The organism is Aeromonas sp. 84A (assembly GCF_051919345.1).
Lineage (GTDB): Bacteria > Pseudomonadota > Gammaproteobacteria > Enterobacterales > Aeromonadaceae > Aeromonas > Aeromonas veronii.
Genome location: NZ_JBQBEW010000001.1, coordinates 4,364,134 through 4,385,302 on the forward strand (window position 1 = coordinate 4,364,134; position 21,169 = coordinate 4,385,302).

At 58.1% G+C, this 21,169-nt stretch carries 22 protein-coding genes; 7 read left to right on the forward strand and 15 right to left on the reverse strand.

All coding sequences use genetic code 11. The features are described 5' to 3' along the window. The first annotated feature begins 163 nt into the window (after positions 1 to 163). Positions 164 to 742, forward strand: coding sequence for a PACE efflux transporter (locus tag ACTG20_RS19755; RefSeq protein WP_234915291.1), 579 nt, complete (start codon positions 164 to 166; stop codon positions 740 to 742). On the opposite strand, the gene hupA is transcribed toward ACTG20_RS19755, so the two are convergent. Then, a complete protein-coding gene (gene hupA, locus ACTG20_RS19760) occupies positions 735 to 1,007 on the reverse strand; it encodes a nucleoid-associated protein HU-alpha (protein ID WP_005340484.1) in 273 nt (90 codons plus the stop codon). The two genes, ACTG20_RS19755 and hupA, sit on opposite strands and share 8 nt — an antisense overlap. A gap of 337 nt (positions 1,008 to 1,344) precedes the next feature. Between hupA and ACTG20_RS19765 the strand changes: the two genes are divergently transcribed. Further along, on the forward strand, positions 1,345 to 1,827 hold the full coding sequence (locus ACTG20_RS19765; RefSeq protein WP_005348975.1) for an Rsd/AlgQ family anti-sigma factor: 483 nt from the start codon (positions 1,345 to 1,347) through the stop codon (positions 1,825 to 1,827). A gap of 100 nt (positions 1,828 to 1,927) precedes the next feature. After that, positions 1,928 to 2,308, forward strand: a complete 381-nt coding sequence (locus tag ACTG20_RS19770) for a PilZ domain-containing protein (protein WP_005340482.1) — start codon at positions 1,928 to 1,930, stop codon at positions 2,306 to 2,308. A gap of 81 nt (positions 2,309 to 2,389) precedes the next feature. On the opposite strand, the gene radA is transcribed toward ACTG20_RS19770, so the two are convergent. Then, positions 2,390 to 3,757: a DNA repair protein RadA gene (radA, locus tag ACTG20_RS19775; protein WP_005340481.1), complete on the reverse strand. Its 1,368-nt coding sequence runs from the start codon at positions 3,755 to 3,757 to the stop codon at positions 2,390 to 2,392. Positions 3,758 to 3,857: 100 nt separating this feature from the next. Between radA and ACTG20_RS19780 the strand changes: the two genes are divergently transcribed. Next, positions 3,858 to 6,236, forward strand: a complete 2,379-nt coding sequence (locus ACTG20_RS19780) for a PilZ domain-containing protein (RefSeq protein ID WP_439987346.1) — start codon at positions 3,858 to 3,860, stop codon at positions 6,234 to 6,236. 55 nt (positions 6,237 to 6,291) lie between these two features. Here the strand turns inward: ACTG20_RS19780 and ACTG20_RS19785 are convergent, their stop codons facing one another. Then, positions 6,292 to 7,197 carry an alpha/beta hydrolase family protein gene (locus tag ACTG20_RS19785; RefSeq protein WP_194495137.1) on the reverse strand — a complete coding sequence of 302 codons (906 nt, stop codon included), beginning with the start codon at positions 7,195 to 7,197 and terminating at the stop codon, positions 6,292 to 6,294. 28 nt (positions 7,198 to 7,225) lie between these two features. Continuing rightward, positions 7,226 to 8,236 (reverse strand): phosphoserine phosphatase SerB, encoded by a 1,011-nt coding sequence (gene serB / locus ACTG20_RS19790; RefSeq protein ID WP_194495135.1) that lies wholly within the window; start codon positions 8,234 to 8,236, stop codon positions 7,226 to 7,228. Between the two features lie 120 nt (positions 8,237 to 8,356). Between serB and ACTG20_RS19795 the strand changes: the two genes are divergently transcribed. Then, positions 8,357 to 8,977 carry a YtjB family periplasmic protein gene (locus ACTG20_RS19795; RefSeq protein WP_005348965.1) on the forward strand — a complete coding sequence of 207 codons (621 nt, stop codon included), beginning with the start codon at positions 8,357 to 8,359 and terminating at the stop codon, positions 8,975 to 8,977. Positions 8,978 to 9,044: 67 nt separating this feature from the next. On the opposite strand, the gene deoD is transcribed toward ACTG20_RS19795, so the two are convergent. The 7 genes from deoD to ACTG20_RS19830 all read right to left on the reverse strand — a co-directional run bounded on the left by deoD (position 9,045) and on the right by ACTG20_RS19830 (position 16,266). Next, positions 9,045 to 9,761 (reverse strand): purine-nucleoside phosphorylase, encoded by a 717-nt coding sequence (deoD, locus tag ACTG20_RS19800; RefSeq protein ID WP_005340471.1) that lies wholly within the window; start codon positions 9,759 to 9,761, stop codon positions 9,045 to 9,047. A gap of 76 nt (positions 9,762 to 9,837) precedes the next feature. Then, positions 9,838 to 11,046, reverse strand: a complete 1,209-nt coding sequence (locus ACTG20_RS19805) for a phosphopentomutase (RefSeq protein ID WP_139408470.1) — start codon at positions 11,044 to 11,046, stop codon at positions 9,838 to 9,840. 14 nt (positions 11,047 to 11,060) lie between these two features. Beyond that, positions 11,061 to 12,392 (reverse strand): thymidine phosphorylase, encoded by a 1,332-nt coding sequence (gene deoA / locus ACTG20_RS19810; protein ID WP_150390249.1) that lies wholly within the window; start codon positions 12,390 to 12,392, stop codon positions 11,061 to 11,063. A 109-nt stretch (positions 12,393 to 12,501) separates the two neighbouring features. After that, complete coding sequence (gene deoC / locus ACTG20_RS19815; RefSeq protein WP_005340468.1) at positions 12,502 to 13,275, reverse strand: deoxyribose-phosphate aldolase; 774 nt, start codon at positions 13,273 to 13,275, stop codon at positions 12,502 to 12,504. A gap of 424 nt (positions 13,276 to 13,699) precedes the next feature. Beyond that, positions 13,700 to 13,870, reverse strand: coding sequence for a XapX domain-containing protein (locus ACTG20_RS19820; RefSeq protein ID WP_005340467.1), 171 nt, complete (start codon positions 13,868 to 13,870; stop codon positions 13,700 to 13,702). A gap of 125 nt (positions 13,871 to 13,995) precedes the next feature. Further along, positions 13,996 to 15,270: a NupC/NupG family nucleoside CNT transporter gene (locus ACTG20_RS19825; protein ID WP_019445565.1), complete on the reverse strand. Its 1,275-nt coding sequence runs from the start codon at positions 15,268 to 15,270 to the stop codon at positions 13,996 to 13,998. A 222-nt stretch (positions 15,271 to 15,492) separates the two neighbouring features. Beyond that, positions 15,493 to 16,266, reverse strand: a complete 774-nt coding sequence (locus ACTG20_RS19830) for a TatD family hydrolase (RefSeq protein WP_194495131.1) — start codon at positions 16,264 to 16,266, stop codon at positions 15,493 to 15,495. Between the two features lie 41 nt (positions 16,267 to 16,307). Here ACTG20_RS19830 and ACTG20_RS19835 point away from each other — a divergent pair, with 41 nt between their 5' ends. Continuing rightward, positions 16,308 to 16,934 (forward strand): type II secretion system protein, encoded by a 627-nt coding sequence (locus tag ACTG20_RS19835; RefSeq protein ID WP_194495129.1) that lies wholly within the window; start codon positions 16,308 to 16,310, stop codon positions 16,932 to 16,934. A 325-nt stretch (positions 16,935 to 17,259) separates the two neighbouring features. Here ACTG20_RS19835 and luxS read toward each other — a convergent pair whose 3' ends face one another. Genes luxS through ACTG20_RS19855 form a run of 4 tightly spaced genes read right to left on the reverse strand, consistent with a single transcriptional unit; the run spans position 17,260 to position 20,411 of the window. After that, positions 17,260 to 17,769: an S-ribosylhomocysteine lyase gene (gene luxS, locus ACTG20_RS19840; RefSeq protein ID WP_005340462.1), complete on the reverse strand. Its 510-nt coding sequence runs from the start codon at positions 17,767 to 17,769 to the stop codon at positions 17,260 to 17,262. An 18-nt stretch (positions 17,770 to 17,787) separates the two neighbouring features. Next, the gene (locus tag ACTG20_RS19845; RefSeq protein ID WP_272502552.1) at positions 17,788 to 18,381 is read right to left on the reverse strand and encodes a transglycosylase SLT domain-containing protein; all 594 of its coding nucleotides are present in this window, start codon (positions 18,379 to 18,381) and stop codon (positions 17,788 to 17,790) included. A gap of 59 nt (positions 18,382 to 18,440) precedes the next feature. Next, a complete protein-coding gene (gene glnB, locus ACTG20_RS19850; RefSeq protein ID WP_005308848.1) occupies positions 18,441 to 18,779 on the reverse strand; it encodes a nitrogen regulatory protein P-II in 339 nt (112 codons plus the stop codon). 9 nt (positions 18,780 to 18,788) lie between these two features. Then, positions 18,789 to 20,411, reverse strand: a complete 1,623-nt coding sequence (locus tag ACTG20_RS19855; RefSeq protein WP_194495127.1) for an NAD+ synthase — start codon at positions 20,409 to 20,411, stop codon at positions 18,789 to 18,791. Positions 20,412 to 20,557: 146 nt separating this feature from the next. Here ACTG20_RS19855 and ACTG20_RS19860 point away from each other — a divergent pair, with 146 nt between their 5' ends. Then, a complete protein-coding gene (locus tag ACTG20_RS19860) occupies positions 20,558 to 21,106 on the forward strand; it encodes a GspH/FimT family pseudopilin (protein WP_194495125.1) in 549 nt (182 codons plus the stop codon). Positions 21,107 to 21,169 lie beyond the last annotated feature (63 nt).

Below are 21,169 nucleotides of genomic sequence, written 5' to 3' on the forward strand. Positions count from 1 at the left end.
GTCGCAGACTTGACCACTCAGGGCTAACGCCCAAGTTGGCAATAGAGAAGTATCGCAAAGAGGGCGCATCATCATGCCCCTCAACGCCCGTCATGACGGGCCGATGCTTCTCTTTTAACCACTCCCTGATTAGAATGCGCCTCCCACAGGAGGCACATCACCCATGAGTAGTACCCAACTACGCACCACCCCGGATCGACTTCGTTATCTGGTTCTCTACGAAGGCATCGGGCTGGCACTGGTCGCACCGCTGATCAGCCAGCTGTTCGGTCAGGGCGTCGCCGAGGTCGGTTCGCTGGCCATCTTCTTCTCCATCGTCGCCACAGCCTGGACCTACGGCTGGAATCTGTTGTTCGACAAGGGGTTGCTCAAACTGTGCGGGCGCACCAACAAGCGACCACTGGATCGCTTCCTGCACGCGTTTGTCTATGAGGCGAGCTTTATGATGCTCTCCCTCCCCTGCGTCATGTTCTGGCTCGATCTGGGGGTCTGGGACGCCCTGATGCTGGATCTCGGCTTCGTTGCCTTCTACCTCGTCTACATCATGGTCTTTACCTGGGCCTATGAGCGGATCTGGCCGCTGCCATCCAACCCGCAAACGGCACAAGGCCTCAGCCGCAACGAGGCTGACAAAAGGAAAAGTCAGGAAGGACTAATAGGCAGGATGGGAGAATCCCATAAAAACAATGCCAGTCAGCAAGCTGACTGGCATTGGACAAAACAGACTTTCGGACTTACTTGACAGCGTCTTTCAGAGCCTTGCCAGCCACGAATGAAGGCACGTTGGCAGCAGCAATCTGGATCTCTTTACCAGTTTGCGGGTTACGACCGGTGCGGCCTGCGCGGTGGGTGACCTTGAAGGTGCCAAAACCGACCAGTTGCACAGCATCGCCTTCTTTCAAGCTCTGGGTAATACCATTGATGATCTCTTCCAGAGCCACTTTGGCCTGAGCTTTGCTCAGATCTGCTTTGGCGGCAATCGCATCGACAAGTTGAGCTTTGTTCATAACATTTCCTTTATGATCGGGCATTTAGCGCTGGGTCACTCTATGCAAAAAAAAACGCACAGGCAAAGCCTTTATCGAGCCGAACGCGTCAAACGCTGGGGTTTTCATCAAGATCTGCGGAAATAGTCACATTCCACACGCGAAAAACCGTGAGCAGGCCTGAAACCTGCTAGCACGCAGACACAATCCACTGACTATTTCTTCGCCACTTAACATTATCCCCCCATGGCTATTGACGCTTGCCCAGATTTTCCCTAGTTATAGGTTGTGTCACTGCTCAAACGGCTCGGAATACCGAACAATCGGCCAGCCTTTGCCCCACGGAGGGATAGGGATTATGTTGACGAAACTGGAACAGACCAAGCAGGCGCTGGCAGGCAAGCATAAAGCTATCGACGACTGGCTGGATGCAAGGCAAGCGTTGCTGGTTGGATACATGCAGCTGGCAGGCCTTACTCCGGCGCGGACCAAGCAACGCAGCCTGCCCAAAACAGAAGAACTGCATCAGTTTTGCGACCGCCTGGTCGACTATGTCAGCGCGGGCCATTTCGAGATCTACCACCACGTCGTCACCGCCTTCGAGCAAGCCAGCGGCGAAACACTGGAGCTGGCCAAGCGCATCTATCCCCATATTCGTAACAGCACTGAATTCGCCCTCGAGTTCAATGACAAATACAGTGATGCCGACGAGGCCCAATTGCTGCTACTGGATGATGATCTCAACGAGTTGGGTCCGGTTCTGGAAGAGCGGTTCAAACAGGAGGACCGCTTGGTCAAGGCGCTTCATGTAGTGGAATCCTTGAGTACCCAGCAAGCCTGAATGCCATTTTCGGAGCAAGTTCAAGATACTGGCAACCAAGGTGGATTACACTCAGAGCAATGACCCTAGCGTCCACACTTATTGCATACAGGAGATGAGCATGTCTGAGCGCCGCCGTTTTGCACGGATCCTCTACTTGACCATGGCAGAACTCACCCAGGGGGAACAGAAGTGGCAGACCCAGCTTGTCGACGTCTCCTTGCAGGGAGCCCTGCTGATCCGCCCCGACGACTGGGAGAGCCGTGACAACAAGGAGTACCAGCTCAGCTTTATCCTGAGCGGTAGCGATATCGAGATCAAAATGCAGGTCGAGCTGACCCACGAAGCCAGCAAGAAGCTGGGTTTCTACTGCCACCACATCGATATCGACAGCGCCACCCATCTCAAGCGGATGATCGAGCTCAACGTCGGCGACGAAGAGCTGCTCCACCGCGAGCTGGAACAACTGCTGAGCGAGCATCTGGAACACAGCCAGCCCTGATGGCAGGTGCCAGCCCATAAAAAAGAGCGCCGAGGCGCTCTTTTTTCGTTGTGCGGTTGTCTCGATTGCAATGCTGAGGGATTACAGCGCCTCGAGTGCCTCAGACAGCTTCTTGACCGGCACCACTTCCATCCCTTCGATGGGGTGCTTGGGGGCATTGGCGTGCGGCACGATGGCTCGACGAAAACCGTGTTTGGCCGCCTCCTGCAACCGCTCCTGGCCGGATGGCACCGGGCGAATTTCACCGGAAAGACCCACTTCGCCGAACACCACCAGATCCTTGGGCAGCGCCTGATCCCGGAAGCTGGAGACCATCGCCAGCAGCAGCGCCAGATCCGCACTGGTCTCCTCGACCTTGACCCCGCCAACCACGTTGATGAAGACATCCTGATCCGCCATCTGCAACCCGCCGTGACGGTGCAGCACCGCCAGCAACATGGCGAGCCTGTTGTGATCCATCCCCACCGCCACCCTGCGCGGGTTGGATAGCTGGGAGTAATCAACCAGCGCCTGCAACTCCACCAGCAGCGGCCGGGTGCCCTCCCAGATCACCATGACGATGGAACCGGGCGCCTGCTCCTGCCCTCGGCTGAGGAAGATGGCGGAGGGGTTGCTCACCTCGCGCATCCCCTGCTCGGTCATGGCAAAAACCCCCAGCTCGTTGACCGCGCCGAAACGGTTCTTGTGGGAGCGCAGAGTCCGAAAACGGGAGTCATGGCCACCATCAAGCAGCACAGAGCAGTCGATGCAGTGTTCCAGCACCTTGGGGCCCGCCAGACTGCCATCCTTGGTCACATGACCCACCATGAAGATGGCCACATGATTCTGCTTGGCATAGCGGGTCAGCAGCGCCGCCGCTTCGCGCACCTGCGAGACAGAACCGGGGGACGATTGCACATCCGCCACATGCATCACCTGAATGGAGTCAATCACCATGATCTGCGGCTGCTCCTGCTGGGCAATCAGGCAGATCTGCTCGACGCTGGTCTCGGAAAGCATCCGCAGCTTGTCGGTGGGCAGCCCAAGGCGGTTGGCCCGCATCGCCACCTGCTGGAGCGACTCCTCGCCGGTGACATAGAGGGTTTTCATCCGCTCAGCGAGACCACACATGGTCTGCAGCAGCAGGGTCGACTTGCCCGCCCCCGGGTTGCCGCCGATCAAAATGGCCGAGCCGGGCACCACACCGCCACCAAGCACCCGATCCAGCTCCTTGAAACCTGAGGTAAAACGGGGAATTTCGGTGGTGGCGATCTCTGCCAGTGTCTGTACCTGACTGCCGACCGCGCCGGCATAACCGGTGTAACGGGCACTCTTGCCAGCGGGGCTCACCGAACCGAGGCGCACCTCGGTGATGGTATTCCACTCCTTGCACTCGCTGCATTGACCTTGCCAGCGTGTGAAGTCGGCACCACATTCGGAACAAACATAAGCAGTTTTATTTTTGGCCATTGATAACTCGGGGACAGGATGAATTCCTGCTTGATATACTTGTTTGCGACCGACAGATCAAACCCAGAATCGGAAAAGTGACTTTCCGTGGCAGGAACAAATGGATTCAGAACACCAGCAACATCTGATTGAACAACTCGTCCCCTTGCTGCGGGAGAAAGATTTCGAGGAGATCTTCAACCGCATGACCCAGGAGGAAAACAGCAACAGCCGTTTTCTGATCAAGATGGAGCTCAAGCGCAAGTGCTCCCCCTGCCGCAGGGTCATCGACATGCGCGATGAGCTTGAGGATGAGTGCCTGGTGCATGAATTCGACGGCATCACTCACTTCATGCCCGCCGATGCGATAGCCCTGTTCCAGTCCCAGTGCTATCTCTACCGCGATATCTATACCCTCGGTGTCTACGAGGCGCTGCAACAGTGGCAAAAACAGCACCACAACGCCCGCGTGGATGCTCAGCTGTCGCCGCCGGCCAGCCCCTTCCGGCAATATGATGTCAACACCATCGCCTTTGCCAGCTACTACGGCCGCCGTCAGGAGCGGATGCACTTCAGCTCGCCGGTGCTGATCAAGTTTCAGGATGGTGAGAAGCTGTTCGCCAAGAGTTCCGATCTCTCGCTGGGTGGCATGCGGGTCTCTGTTCCCTATCTGCCGAATTATCACACCGGCGCCCAAGTGGAGGTCTTCTTTACCGGACTGGAGCGGGACACCCCCAATCCGGTGCTGCATCAGCCGGTCGGCTATCAGATCCTCGGCGAAGAGAGCAAAGAGGGAAAATATTGGCTGCGGCTGGTGCGCTCCGGCGAACAGCCCGCCTTCGATGCCTTCCTCAGCGACTTTATCGACGCCAACAAGATCCGTTATCGGGTCAGCGTCGACTACCTGCTCTCTGCCGCCATCATCAAGGGGTATGAGCAGTTCTACCTGCCGCGGATGACCGGCATGCCGCTCTTCTTCGGCACTGGTGACAGCCCCAATCTCGAGATTGCCCTGCGTACGGAAAACAACCAGCACCTGCTGGAGTATTGGCGCGATGAGAAAAACCGCGATGCCCTCGCGGGGCTTTTCAGCGCAGAGCGGATGAAACGGCTCTGCCCGGCCCCCGGCACCACCACCGAGACCATCATCTACTGCTTTACCCACACGGTGCGCAGCCACATCTACTTCTTCTCCGCCACCGCCGAGGAGCTGCGCCAGAGTGGCCTCACCGCCCTCTTCTTCCAGGTAGGCTCGCGCCGCCCCAGCTGGCGAGTCTACAAGTTCACGCTGGAGGCATGCGATCTGATCGAGGCGGATGTGGGGCAACTGCAAGGGCAGGACAACCCGCAGTTGCAAGATATCCTGCTGCTCGAGCGGCTCAAGCAGATCGGCTATTGCGGCCTGCTGCAGGAGATCGGCCTGGAGTCCCAGCGGGAAGAGTTCCATCAGGAAGGGGTCAGCAACAACGCCAACGAGCTGCAACGCTTTGGTCACGAGCAGGGGGTTGCCCCGTTCGAGATCGAGACCCTGCACTATGTTCAGCTGCGCAAGGAGTCGCGCTACATCCACAAGACCGCGGTCGCCATCCATCACAACGGCAAATCCTGGATCGGCTGGACCCGCGACATCTCGACTCACGGCCTGCAAATCGAGCTGGAAGATGCCTTTATCGGCGAGAAGAACGATGTGGTGACCATCGCCCTGCCCCGCTTGCAGGAGCTCTCCAAGAGCATGGATTTGCAGCGCCTCTCCTACCGGCTGGTCAGTCTCAACATGACCCGCACCGTGCTGCACCTCTGCATCGAAGGGGATTCGGATCGCCATACCGGCCGCCAGTTCTTCAGCCTGCTGATCGAGAGCAACCAGAACAAGCTCAAGGCGGCGCAGGAGCAGCGCCGCTATCGTGGGCTGGCACGGGCACTGCGCAACATCTACACCCACCACTTGTTCAACTCGCCGGTCTACGTCAACAAGCTGAAGGGCGCGCCCAAACCGGCCTCCATCGGCAAGTCTCTGCAACCACGCAGTCTGGAGCGGCTGCTGCAAGCCTGTGCCGAGCTGCCGGAGCAGGAGAACCTCTACCCGCTGTTTCAGGGGGAGTTGCTCAAGGAGCTGTTGATGAACCCGCTACGTGCCATCGAGCGGGAGGACAAACCGAGGGAAGACGAGGTCTATATCGCCAGCATCCAGACCAAGGCCGGCCTGCCCATCTTCAGCAGCCGACTAGCCAGCAGCTTTGCCAATGTCAAAGAGAAGCGTCAGTTCATCGAGCTGGCGCAGCAACAGGGGGAGTTCTACTCGGTGCTGGTCGGCATCTCCCGTACCGGACGGCCCGACACCAACTTCATCGCCAACGAGCTGGACTACATCGCCAAGTTCGCCATCCACAAGGCGCGCAAGCTGGAAGAGGAGCTCTGGAGCGTGGTGGGGGTAGGAGAACTGACCGATACCACCCAGGCAACCCTGTTCCGCTTTGGCATCACGCCGCCGCTGAACTGATGATCCAGAAATAGACAGAAATGAAACAGGGCGCTCGAGGCGCCCTGTTTTTTTGTCATGCCGCCTGCGGGTTGAGCAGCCAGTCGAGGATCTGGGGAAAGTGATCCTCCTGCGCCTGCGGGGCAGTCAGCATATTGATGTGGTCATAATCGAGGCGGTTGCCGTTGTCCCGCCCCAATCGGGTGTGACGCGTGGCCGAACCCATCTCGTCGCTGAAACGGCGCACATCGGTCGGGTGACCCAGCACCTTGTCCGCTTTGGCCGAGATCATCCAGAGCGGTGGCCAGCTGACCCTTGCCGCCGCCTCGTCATAGGCAAAACCGTCGTGAGGATCCTGCCAGGGGCCGCACTTGACCCAGGGGATGGTCTCCTGCAGATAGCGCAGCGGCTCGTCGTCAGCACCGATCTTCAGATTGCGAGCCGCCAGAAAACCACGGCGGCGAGCCAGCCAGGGGGCCAGCCGATTCCAGATCAGATCTACCTTCAGCCAGCGCTCGGGATTGTGCACCGACACTCCGCGCTTGGTGCCAAAAAACAGCAGGCTGGCCACCTGATCCGCCAGCTCAGGGAAGCGCACCAGGGTCGAGGCCATGATGACACCGCCCCAGGAGTGGGCCACCCAGTGCACCTTGAAGCCATGATGGCGCTCGGCAATCCAGCGCTGCAGGGCGGGCAGATCCTCGGTGATCAGCTCATGCTGACCGTGCTCCGCCTGCTCGGCGATGGCAGGAGTGCTGAGCCCCCGCCCCCGCAAATCAGCCACATAGACCTGATAGCCATGACGGGCCAGAAAGCAGGCCAGCCCCTTGCCCGATTCGGTATAGAAGATCCGCCCGTTCTCGATGGCGCCATGCACCATCAGGATCGGCTCTCCATGCACGGCGACCCGGGGTTTGATGTGGCGCACATGCAATTGATGGCCACCACAGGGGATAAACAGAGACTGCTGCAACAATTCCATTTTTATTGGTTTCCTCCTTGAAACACTGTCAGCGCTTGTCCCAGCGTTGCTCGCTACAGGCCCGCGCCGCCAGCAGGCAGATCACCCCCTCCAAATCGTGATGATTGAGGGTGGCCGCCGCCTGCGCCCGCACCAGCGGCTTGGCGTGAATGGCAATGCCAAGGCCCGCGACCCCCATCATCTTGAGATCGTTGGCACCATCGCCGATGGCCACGGTCTGGGCGGCAGCAATGCCGTACTCCTGAGCCAACTGCTGCAACACCTCGGCCTTGACGCTGGCGTCGACGATGCGCCCGCTCACCTTGCCCGTCAGTAGCTCCCCTTCCACCGCCAGCTCGTTGGCGAAGATGGCATCGAGCCCCAGATCGCGCTGCAACTGGCCAGCAAAACGGGTAAAACCGCCGGAGGCGATGGCCACCTTCCAACCCGCCCCTTTGAGGGTATCGACCATCAGCTGCAAGCCCGGCATCCAGGGCATCCATGCCGCCACCTCGTCGAGAATGGTGACCGGCGCCCCTGCCAGAAGGGCCACCCTATTGCGCAGGCTGTCGGAAAACTCGAGCTTGCCCTGCATGGCTGCGGCCGTCACTGCCGCCACCTGCTCGCCAACCCCGGCAAGTCGGGCAATCTCGTCGATGCACTCGATGCGGATCGCGGTGGAGTCCATGTCCATCACCAGCAGGCCGGGCTCGTTCAGGGTCGGCAGGGCGGGCAGATGGCAGAGATCGATCTCCCACTCACCGATCTTGAGCTCGGCCACCAGCTCGGCAGAGAAGCGATCGCAGCCAAGCAGCAGCAACGGCACGCCCACCACCTCGGTGGGAGGATAGAGGGTGGCCGCCAGCCCCTGCGCTGCCAACAATGGAGACAAATGCGCCAGATGGGAGGCGCCCAGCCCCTTGCCAAACAGCACCAACCAGCCGCCAGCATGCGGAGTCTCTGTCGGTTGCAACACATCTGCGCTGAGCTGCCAACAGGGTGAGCCGGACAACAACGCGGGCCAATCGGATAACAGAGGGGGGAGCCGGGACAACAACATAAGGGATACGCCTTCCTTGGTGATCAGGGGGTTAACAATGCTGGCCCAGAGTAGCGTATTGCTTTTTGTACAGGCAAGCGCCAAGATCCCGCCACTCCTTGTTACCATGAGGTCTCGCGCTTGCAGCGTCATCTTCCCATCAAACGTGTTCTCAGCCTGGGTGCCGGTATCCTGCTCGGATGCTGGGTGCTCGGTGTGCTCATTCATATGCAGGGTGAAAGCCAGGCCTCGCTGCACAGCGAAGCGCGCAACCGGGCACAGGCGCTGGTCGCCTATGCCGCCCGCGATATGAAGCGCTGGATCAAGGAGGAGAAGAGCAGCGAGCTGGAGCGGCTGGCACGGGATCTGGCGGCGGAGCCGGAGATCCTCGATGCCACCCTCTACGACGGACGCGGCATTCCCCTCGCCCAGTCTGAGCAGGCGGTGCCGCTGGAGAGCCTGCTGCCCATCGGCAGCGATAACAAGTCACTGCCGGAGCAGGGCAAGGGGCGGATCCAGTTCGTACAGGAGATCCGGGATGGCGAGCAGACCATCGGCTTCCTGCGCATCACCCTGGAAGAGCAGCAGATGCTGGCAGACAAGGACACCCGGCTCAAGGTGGTGCAGGAGAAACAGCGCCTGATGCTGCTGGTCGCCCTGCTGGCCGGAGTGCTCATCTCCTACGGCGTGCGCCGCAACTACATGCGGGTGCGCAAGCACAAGAAAAAGAGTACGCCCCCCGCGCCACCTCCGGAAAATTGATGGCGCAACCAATGAGCAGATACAAAAACGGCGGCCAGAAGGCCGCCGTTTCTTATTCGCAAGGGAATTACTTGTCGCCCAGCAGGACGGAATCCAGTGCGATCTCGATCATGTCGTTGAAGGTCAGCTGACGCTCTTCAGAGGTGGTCTGCTCACCGGTACGGATATGGTCGGAGACGGTGCAGATGGTCAGCGCCTTGGCACCGTACTCTGCGGCCACGCCGTAGATACCGGCGGCTTCCATCTCGACACCCAGGATGCCGTATTTTTCCATGACGTCGAACATGGAGGGGTCCGGGGTGTAGAACAGGTCGGCGGAGAAGATGTTACCGACGCGCACGGCAACGCCCTTGTTCTTGGCGGCCTGCACGGCATTGGCAACCAGATCGAAGTCAGCGATGGCAGCGAAGTCGTGATCCTTGAAGCGCAGACGGTTTACTTTGGAGTCGGTGCAGGCACCCATACCAATCACCACGTCACGCAGTTTCACGTCTTCACGCACGGCACCACAGGAGCCCACACGGATCAGGGTCTTCACACCGTAATCGGTGATCAGCTCTTTGGCGTAGATGGAGCAGGAGGGGATACCCATGCCGTGACCCATTACGGAGATACGACGGCCCTTGTAGGTACCGGTGAAACCGAACATGTTGCGCACGTCGCAGATCTGCTCGACGTTCTCCAGGAAAGTTTCAGCGATGTACTTGGCGCGCAGGGGGTCGCCCGGCATCAGCACGGTATCAGCAAAGGCGCCATCTTTCGCATTGATATGAGGAGTTGCCATTCTCTTGATTCCTTCACACTAGATTGAGTTTTATTGTTTTATAAATTGCCCGCCGCCGAAGTGGCGGGCGGGTAAATTACAGGAAGCTGGTACCGTACGCCAGTTTCGGCAGGCCGTGGTAAGCCGCGATGCTCTGGCCGATATCGGCAAAGGTCTCGCGACGACCAACGGAGCCAGCCTTGACTGGCTTGCCGAAGAACAGCACCGGAATGTATTCGCGGGTGTGGTCGGTCCCACCCCAGGTCGGGTCACAGCCGTGGTCGGCAGTCAGCACCACCACGTCGCCATCCTGCAGCAGCTCAAACAGCTCCGGCAGGCGGGAATCGAAATACTCCAGCGCACCGGCATAACCGGCAACATCACGGCGGTGGCCGTAGGAGGAGTCGAAGTCGACGAAGTTGGTGAAGACGATGGTGTTGTCACCGGCCGCTTTCACCTCTTCCAGCGTGCGATCCCACAACTCGGTCAGACCGGTCCCTTTCACCTGCTTGGTGATGCCCTGCTGGGCATAGATGTCGGCAATCTTGCCGATGGAGACCACCTGACCGCCCGCATCTTTCATGTAATCCAGCACGGTCGGCGCCGGCGGCAGCACTGAGTAGTCGTGACGGTTGCCGGTACGCTTGAAGTTGCCCTTGCCAGTACCTACGAACGGACGCGCAATCACGCGGCCGATGTTGTAGGGCTCCAGCAGCTCACGCACGATATGGCACAGCTCATAGAGCTTCTCGAGGCCGTAGGTCTCTTCGTGGCAGGCAATCTGGAACACGGAGTCGGCAGAGGTGTAGAGGATCGGCTTGCCGGTGCGCATGTGCTCTTCGCCCAGATCGTCCAGCACCTGGGTACCGGAAGCGTGGCAGTTACCGAGATAGCCCGGCAGACCAGCCTTCTCGACGATGGCGTCCAGCAGCTCCTGCGGGAAGCTGTTGTGGTGATCCTTGAAGTAGCCCCACTCGAACAGCACGGGCACACCGGCGATCTCCCAGTGACCGGACGGGGTATCCTTGCCGGAGGAGAGTTCCTGCGCAAAGCCGTAGGCACCGACCACCTCGATATCTTTCTTCAGCCCTTCCGGGAAGTAGCCGGAGGCCTGCTCGCAGGCGTGGCCCAGGCCCAGCTTGTTGAGGTTGGGCAGATTGAGGGCACCGCGGCCTTCAATTTCACCTGCCGCACACGCCTTGGCGATATGGCCAAGGGTGTTGGCGCCCACATCTCCGAACTTGTCGGCGTCGGCAGCAGCGCCAATACCGAAAGAGTCCATCATCAGAATAAAGGTACGTTTCATGGGTCTTCCCCTTGTTACAAATCGGCCAGGGTGATACGGCGGTACACTTCAGGCAGTGCCTCCGGCCGCTCGCCACCAATCCGGACAGCCGCCTGCACCATGCTGGCAGCCTGAGCATATTGCTCTTCAGTCTGAGCGTGGATCATCGCGATCGGCTTGTCAGCATCGACGCTTTGACCCAAGCGGATAAAGTCGGTCAGACCGACCGCATAATCAAGTTTGTCACCGGCAGCGCGGCGACCACCGCCCATGGCGACCACAGCCAGACCCAGCTCGCGGGTATCCATGGCGGTCACGAAGCCGCTATTGGCCGCGAAAACCGGGCGTACGATGGCGGCCTTGGGCAGGTAAGCGTTGTAACGCTCCATAAAATCGGCCGGGCCACCGAGACCTGTCACCATGCGACCGAAGATCTCGGCCGCCTTGCCGTTATCCAGCACCGCCTGCAGCTTGGTGCGGGCATCGCGCTCGTCGCTGGCAAGACCGGCGGAGATCAGCATCTCGGCGCACAGCGCCATGGTCACTTCGTGGATCCGCGGGTTGCGGTATTCACCGGTCAGGTAGCGCACCGCTTCACGCACTTCCACCGCGTTACCGGCGCTGGAGGCCAGCACCTGGTTCATATCGGTCAAGAGCGCAGAGGTGCGGCAACCGGCACCGTTGGCCACGGCCACAATGCTCTTGGCCAGCTCTTCGGACGCTTCGAAGGTCGGCATAAAGGCGCCGGAGCCCACTTTCACATCCATCACCAGTGCTTCGAGCCCGGAGGCGAGCTTCTTGGAGAGGATGGAGCCGGTGATCATGGCGATGGATTCGACGGTGGCGGTGATGTCCCGTACTGCATAGATACGCTTGTCAGCCGGGGCGAGATCGCCGGTCTGACCGATGATGGCCACGCCCGCCTCTTTCACCACTTTCAGGAAACGATCGTTGTCGACCGAGGTCTGGTAGCCGGGAATGGCGTCCAGCTTGTCGAGAGTACCGCCGGTGTGGCCCAGGCCACGGCCGGAGATCATCGGCACGAAACCGCCGCAGGCAGCGACCATCGGGCCAAGCATCAGGGAAACCACATCACCCACACCGCCGGTGGAGTGTTTGTCGACAATCGGGCCACCCAGATTGAGGTGATCCCAGGTCAGCACCATGCCGGAGTCGCGCATGGCGCAGGTCAGGGCTACCCGCTCATCCATGGTCATGTCTTTGAAGTAGACCGCCATCGCCAGCGCGGCGATCTGCCCTTCGCCGATGGTGTTGTTGGTAATGCCCTGAACGAAGAATTGAATTTCTTGGGTACTGAGCGCTTCACCGTTGCGCTTCTTGCGAATAATTTCTTGAGGCAAAAACATCTTTCATTCCCTCCGCCATTGCTGGCGTTACACAAGCCTGAATCCTTGCCCGCACACCGCATGGTGGGGGCTAACAGGGCGGACAGCAGTCCGCCCTCTCATCAACCTATTAGTAACCGCTGGTGTTGGCCGGCTTGTCGCCATGCCCCAGAGTGGCCAGCAGACTGGCCAGCAGGCTGGATGCACCAAAGCGGAAGGTACGGGCGGATACCCAGTCGTTGCCGAGGATCTCTTCGGCCATGGCCAGGTACTGACCGGCAACGGCTGCGTCTTTCACGCCACCAGCAGGCTTGAAGCCGACTTTCGGGTTCTTGGCCTTGATCACTTCCATCATGATCCGCGCCGCTTCCGGGGTCGCATTGACCGGCACCTTGCCGGTGGAGGTCTTGATGAAGTCGGCGCCGGCATCGATACAGATTTCGGAAGCGCGACGGATCAGCGCCTCTTCTTTCAGCTCGCCGGTTTCGATGATCACTTTCAGCAGCACGTTGGCACCGCAGGCCTCTTTACAGGCTTTGACCAAATCAAAACCGATCTGTTCATTGCCGGCCATGAAGGCACGGTACGGGAACACCACGTCCACTTCATCAGCACCGTAGGCGACAGCGGCACGGGTCTCGGCCACGGCGATCTCGATGTCGTCGTTGCCGTGCGGAAAGTTGGTCACGGTCGCAATGCGTACGTCGGCAGCGCCGATCTCACGCAGGGTCTTGCGAGCGATAGGGATAAAACGGGGGTAGATGCAGACGGCGGCGGTCAGGCCAGCCGGTGACTTGGCCTTATGGCACAGGTCGATCACCTTCTGATCGGTGTCGTCATCGTTCAGGGTGGTCAGGTCCATCAGGTTCAGGGCGCGCTGAGCGGCCACTTTCAGATCAGTCATTCTGTTCTCCAAAGTCTCGATTTAATCCAGATAACCGGGCACCACCATACCATCCAGCGATGGATGCACAGGCAGTAATCCCCAGCTATACGGGAATGGAATTACAGTGCGAAGGCACCGGCACTATCGGGATGCTATTCAAAACACCCTGCAGGCACTGCGACTGTAAATAAGGCAAGAGCCCTGTCACTTTCTTACAAAAGTGCGGACTTGGTTCCATGAAGACTTGAGAAAGGCCGACAACATCTGACCCGACTTCCCAATCAATTCCATTTGACCGCCAACACCCGATTTCATCGAGTATTAGTCATTGCCAGCACCCTGCTGGCAACGCCTATTTCAGCCGAGATACCCCCTGTTTGCAAGCCGGATTTGCCAATTTCAGAGGTACCTCACATCTGGCAAATCCAGGTCTAAAAAAGCCTTACGAAAAGAAACGGGTCAGGATCCAGGAGTAGGCCAATCCCCCCAGATAGACCCCGACGATCCCCATTACCCCGGACAAAACGGGAGGCGCCGGGATCGGCAATTTGAGGAAAGAAAACAACAAACCAACTATAAAGCCGGCCACCATCGCCAGTAGCACTTCATTCATATAACCTCCGATTTGACTCATTTTATTATTAGTTTAGATAGGAAAACGGTTGTCACCGCTCCATACGCGAACGCCACGGCAGATGCCGTGGCGTTCGTGTTTATACCCTGTCAGTCAGACGGCTATTACATGCCGGACAGTGCCAGGAAGAAGCCTGCGATAGTGGCAGACATCAGGTTGGACAGAGAGCCAGCCAATACGGCTTTCAGACCAAAGCGTGCAATGGTACCGCGGCGGTTCGGCGCCATGGACCCCAGACCACCCAGCAGGATGGCAACAGAGGAGAGGTTGGCAAAACCACACAGTGCGAAGGAGATGATCGCCTTGGTGTGATCGGACATGGCCACACCGTTGATCAGCACTTCGTCTTTCAGGTACGGAGCGAAGTTCAGGTAAGCCACGAACTCGTTCACTACCAGCTTCTGACCGATGAAGGAACCGGCAACCACGGCTTCATTCCAGGGCACACCGATCAGGAAGGCCAGCGGGGAGAAGATCCAGCCCAACAGCAGTTCCAGAGAGAGTTGCGGATAACCGAACCAGCCACCCACACCGGAGAAGATGCCGTTGATCATGGCGATCAGACCGATGAAGGCCAGCAGCATGGCGCCGACGTTCAGGGCCAGTTGCATACCGGCAGAAGCGCCAGCAGCAGCAGCGTCAATGACGTTGGCAGGCTTGTCATCCAGCTCGGCATCGGCAGAGCTTTCGTCGTAGTTCGGGGTCTCGGTCTCGGGAACCAGCAGCTTGGCGAACAGCAGACCACCCGGTGCAGCCATGAAGGAGGCAGCAATCAGGTACTCCATCTTCACGCCCATGGAGGCGTAACCGGCCAGTACGGAACCGGCAACGGAAGCCAGACCACCACACATGACGGCGAACAGCTCGGAGTCAGTCATCTTGGAGATGTAGGGACGAACCACCAGCGGCGCTTCGGTCTGACCGACGAAGATGTTGGCAGTTGCAGACAGGGATTCGGTGCGGGAAGTACCCAGTACTTTCTGCAGACCGCCGCCCAGCAACTTGATGACCATCTGCATGATGCCCAAGTAGTAGAGCACTGCAATCAGGGAAGAGAAGAAGATGATGACCGGCAGAACACGGAAGGCAAAGACAAAGCCGCCGCCACCGAACACTTCAAACATCTTGTTGCTGACCAGACCGCCAAACAGGAAGTCGATCCCGTTCTGGCCGTAGCTGATCACGCTGGATACCGCGTCGGATACGCCGACCAGGATATCGCGACCAACCGGAACATAGAGTACAAACGCCCCCAGACCGGCTTGAATTGCGAACGCACCGACAACGGTACGAACGTTGATTGCCTTGCGATTGCTGGAGAACAGCACCGCGATAAGGACGAGCGTCGCCATCCCTACCAGACCCATGAACAAATTCATTATTATCTTCCTCTAGTAGCACCTGGCTTGTTAGCGAGTTGTTATTAAACCCAACTAATCAAGGGGAGCGCATTATACTAATTAAAGTCCGATAAAATAGAATGCTGGTCACATTTTATCGTTATCAAAATGTCCAAGTGTCACAAAATTAGACAGCAAACGATTTTTACGCTCATTTTTTTTCCTGACAACTAAATCAGGTGTTGCGAATTTGTTTCATGGCTATTGGTCGTGATGGAAAATATGCTGGGCAGTTTCAAATAACACCTTGGCAACATCTGCCGATGATTCCTCCCGCAAGGTCATCAATATTTCCGCTATTTTCGGCAGCGCTTCCGGGGTATTCCGGGTGCCTTGCTCACCTTGTAAGGGCATATCGGGCGAATCGGTTTCCAGCACCAGGGCCTCGAGCGGCATGGCCCGAAATACCTCTCGCGTCTTGTTTGCCCGTTCAAAACTGATTACCCCGCCCACCCCGAGTCGAAAGCCCAGTTGCCAGAAGGCCTCCGCCTGCTGCAACGAACCGCTGAAAGCATGGATCACCCCGCCACGAGGCGGCTTGAAGCGGCGCAACAGCTTGGCCACAGTGTCATTGGCGCGCACCGAGTGGATCATCAGGGGGAGCCCGGCATCTGCAGCCAGCCGGATCTGAGCCTCAAACAGCGCAAGCTGCCCCTCCTGCGGCACGTGAGAACGGAGGTCCAGCCCACACTCGCCTATGGCCACCAGCCCGGCAGGCTGGCTCATTACCAGCGTTCGCAGCCGCTCCATCACCCCCTCCCGCTGTTCACCGGCATACCAGGGATGAATGCCCAGACCGTAAAAGAGGCCGTCATGTTGCTCTGCCAGTGCCATCACACGAGTCCAGTTATCCTCTGCGATGGCAGGAATGATATACTCCGTCACCCCCAATGCCCGACAACGGGCCAGCAGTGCCTCCCTGTCCTGGTCGAATACCGGAAAGTCGAGATGGCAATGGGTATCTATCAGTTGCATATCACTCACACCTGTTTGCGGTATTTAATGGGTCATTGAACATGATGAACAACAGAAACAACGGCTTTACCCTGATTGAACTGGTGCTGGTGATCATAGTGCTGGGGATCCTGGCCGTCACCGCCCTGCCCCGCTTTATCAATATCAAGGATGATGCCCTGAAAAGCACGGTCTCGGCGACCGCAGGCAGCTTTGCCAGTGCAGTTCAGCTGGCTCATGCTGGCTGGGCAGTAACCACACAAGGACAAGCTCTCGCTCTATATAATCTGGGAAGTTTTGGTGCCAAGAATATGGACATCAATCTCTATGGCTGGCCAGTAGGCTCCGAAGAAGCCAGAGGAAAAGGTATAAACGAGACGTATGACCTGAGCAAATTGCCATCTGACTATATTTCAATTTCCGGCAATGATGACTGCAAGCTTGTCTTCGAGGAGCTACTCGAAACTGAATACACGGTTGAAGCCAGCAATAAAAGCCAAACGTTGCAAGACAAAGCCGACTACCTATCGACTGTTAGCGACAGTTATACAACCGACGAGCATGGCCAAACTCACAACAATTGCAGCTATATTCTGCGTGATTCTATCGGCCGTTTCCCAGATAACCCGAATGGCCTCGGCTTCGAGTACAACAGCGTTACCGGTGCCGTGACCCGCAATTTTGATTGAGCTCAGCCTCTTCTGCGCAAGCTCGCTCTTTGCTTGAATCATCATCATAACGAACCGGTGTGCAGCAGCGCCGGTTCTCCTGAGTGAGCCCCCACTCCTCGCACCACGCGTCGTAACGGGCCAGCCAGTGCAGCAGTATCCCTTTCATCGTCACACCTCTGCCAACAGGTTCAGGTAAAAAACCATCCTAATCAGAGTCGGCAAGGGGAGCAAGTGATCCCCATAACCGCGATCGGGCGGAATAAAAAAGAGCCGGTCAGCATGGCTGACCGGCTCTTTTAACATTACCTGAAGAGGTTACCTAATGAGCGACAGCTCATCAGCCTCACAGACTCTTCAGCTTCTCTTCCGGCAAGGCCAGCTCGTCGTTATGGTTGACGCCGATACCGCGCTCCAGCACATGACGGGCGATGGCGTGCGCCTCTTCCAGCGAGTGCATGCTGTAGGTGCCGCACTGATACTCGTTCAGCTCGGGGATCTTGGCCTGATCCTGCACGGTCAGCACGTCGCTCATGGCCGCCTGCCAGGCTGCGCCAACACGGGCTTCGTCCGGCGCGCCGATCAGGCTCATGTAGAAACCGGTACGACAACCCATGGGGGAGATATCGATGATCTCCACGCCATTGCCGTTCAGGTGATCACGCATAAAACCGGCGAACAGGTGCTCCAGCGTATGGATACCGCGCTCGGAGAGGATCTCCTGATTCGGTACGCAGAAACGCAGGTCGAACACGGTAATGGTGTCCTTGTTCGGGGTCTGCATGGTCTTGGCCACACGCACCGCTGGCGCTTCCATACGGGTGTGGTCAACGGTAAAACTGTCCAATAACGGCATTTCTGACTCCTGATTTGGTTACCAGAACCAGCCCCCACGGGAGAGCTGATCCTTGCATTGACGGTACTGGGCGCCGTAGCGCTGGGCGCGAGCTTCCACTTTGCGAGAGGTCTTCATCAACCACCCCTTGCTGCGATAGCTGCCACGCCGGTAGCCACCCCACCCTTCGTGATAGTTGAGGTACTGGCCATAGGCATCCCACTTGGAGGTGCCATTTAGCCGCTGGGCTTTGTTAGTGTACCAACCCATAAAATCGATGGCGTCGGCAAAATCATCGCGGTCACTCCAGCTGTTGCCGGTTTCTCGCTGGTAATCCGCCCAGGTTTCATCTTTGACCTGAGCATAACCATAAGCCGAACTGGCCCGCCCGGTCGGGATGAAGAGGAAATACTGCATCGGCGGCTGGGCATCATGTACGTAAGAGGACTCCTGATACATCATGGCCATCACCACATGGATCGGCGTCCCCCACTTCTCGTTCATCTTGAGCGCGGCCTTGTGCCAGTCAGGCTTCTCGCGAAAGATCTGGCACAGATTCTCCGGCTGGGCCGGTGGACGGGTACTGCAAGCAGTCAGGCCCGCCAACAGGCTTGCGACCACCACAAAGCGCATCCACCCCATCAAATGAGGCCACACTTCACGCCTCTGGTCAGGTAAAGAGATAGCCAAGGTCAGATCGCGTCTTCGTTCTCTTCGCCGGTACGGATACGAATGACACGCTCCACCTCGCAGACGAAGATCTTGCCATCACCAATCTTGCCGGTACGGGCGGTGTTCTGGATCGCTTCCAGGCAGGCATCGAGATCCTCGTCCTGCACCACCAGCTCCACCTTCACTTTCGGCAGGAAGTCGACCATATATTCGGCGCCGCGATAGAGCTCGGTATGGCCCTTCTGGCGGCCGAAGCCTTTGACTTCGGATACGGTCATGCCGTTGATACCGATCTCGGCCAGGGCCTCGCGCACATCGTCCAGCTTGAACGGTTTGATGATGGCTTCAATCTTCTTCATGGTGACTCCTTACCAGTTCTGTTTGCCGAACCCGGATGTAATGGGGTAACGGCGATCCTTACCAAAGTTGCGAGCCGTGATGCGGGGCCCGACCGCCGCCTGACGGCGCTTGTATTCGTTGAGATCCACCAGGCGGATCACCTTGCGCACCACCGCTTCCTCGAAGCCTTCGGCCACCATGTCGGCGACCGAGGCATCCTCTTCCACGTAACGCTTGAGGATGGCATCGAGGATGTCGTATGGCGGCAGGCTGTCCTGATCCACCTGATCCGGCGCCAGCTCCGCTGAAGGAGGGCGGTCGATAACCCGCTGCGGGATCACGTAGTCGACCGAGTTGCGATATTCGCACAATTTGAACACCAGCGTCTTGGGCACATCTTTCAGCACGTCGAAGCCACCGGCCATGTCACCGTAAAGAGTCGCATAGCCAACCGCCATCTCGCTCTTGTTGCCGGTGGTCAGCACGATGCGATGACGCTTGTTGGAGAGCGCCATCAGCAGCACACCGCGGCAGCGCGCCTGCAGGTTCTCTTCGGTAGTATCACGGGCAGTGCCTGCAAACAGCGGCGCCAGCTGGGCCATAAACCCTTCGAACATCGGCTCGATGGAGATGATGTTGAACTCAACCCCCATTCGCTCGGCCTGCTCCTTGGCATCCTCCACGCTCATCTGGGCGGTATAGCGGAACGGCATCATCACCGCCTGCACCTTGTCGGCCCCGATGGCATCGGCCGCGATGGCCAGCGTCAGCGCCGAGTCGATACCGCCGGAGAGACCCAGTACGGCACCATGGAAACCGTTCTTGGTGACATAGTCGCGCACCGCCAGCACCAGCGCCTGATAGGTCTCGGCCAAGGGTTCCAGCGGCGCAGCGGGCTCCCGCTCCTTCACCGGCTGGCCATCAGCAAAACGTACCAGCGCCAGCTCTTCGGCAAACGGGGCCAGCTTGTGAGTCAACTCGCCCTGGCTGCTGAACACCTTGGAGCAGCCGTCGAAAATCAGCTCGTCCTGACCGCAGACCTGATTGAGGTAGACCAGCGGCAGACCGGTTTGATCGCAGCGCTCGGCCATCAGTTCGCGGCGGATCCAGGGTTTCTCCTGATCATAGGGCGAGGCGTTGATGGTGAGCAGCAGTTCGGCCCCCGCCGCCTTGGCGGCCAGCGCCGGGCCCGGCTGCCACAGATCTTCACAGATGAGCAGCCCTAGCTGGTGACCACGGAACGGCACCACGCAGGTCTCGCTTGCAGCGGTAAAGTAGCGCTTCTCATCGAACACGCCGTAGTTGGGCAAATCCTGCTTGAAGTAACGGGCAATCAGCTGGCCCTGCTCATAGAGGGAAGCCGCGTTGTAGAGCGCCTCTCCTTCACGCCAAGGGTGACCCACCAAAATGGCACAGTTGCCCTGCCATTCGGCAACACGAGCCAACGCGGCTTCGACCCGGATCATCAGATCGGCACGCAACAACAGATCTTCCGGTGGATAACCGGTCAGGGCCAGCTCGGAGCAGACCAGCAGATCGGCACCTTGCTGTTCGGCTTGAGCTGCCGCAGCGAGCACTTTGTCAGTGTTATCTTCGATGGCGCCTACCGTCAGATTCAACTGGGCAAGCATCAGAGAGAGGGCTTTTGCCATGGCGATGCATCTTGAATTCGAAAATGATGGGGAATGATAAAGAAAAGGGGGGCAATCTGCCAGTTCAAGACAGGCGTAACCGTGTGACAGCAACCAGTGAGAAGGATAAGCTGTAGATAGTCACGGAACGACAGGCCTTCGCAGATATGAAAAACGCCGGATTTACCCTGATGGAGTTGATGATAGCCATTGCGCTGGGCGTCATTCTGTTGGGGATTGGTATTCCTTCCCTCTCTAACCTGCTTGGCAGCAATAATTTGGCGACCCAGGAAAAAAGCCTTCTCAACCACTTAAACTATGCCAGACAACAGGCTATCTCCAACCAGCAGACCGTCACGCTTTGCCTGACCACCGTGACACTGAGTAATAACATTGCAGTAGAAGGTTGCATCCCAGCCAATCAGCGTGGAACTAACCGGCTACTCGCCTTTATCGATAGTAATGGCGACCTGAAGCTTAATGGTAACGAAGCAACTATTGCTGCCAGTCCAGAGTTTCCTGCAGAACTGACCATTTCCGCCGATGCACAGGCGCTGCGCTTCAACCCGGTCGGCACCATAACGGAAGTCCCGCCTGATGAAGCCAATATTGAAGTTATATTTTCGCTTTGTATTAGCGGTGAAAATAGTGTGACGATTAATGTAATGCATGCTGGACGTGCCCATAGCCAGGCAAGTGGTGCTGTATGTCCATGACCAGCATTAACTACCGCGAAACACACACGAGCACAAAAGGATCCATTTCAATCCAATAGCTAT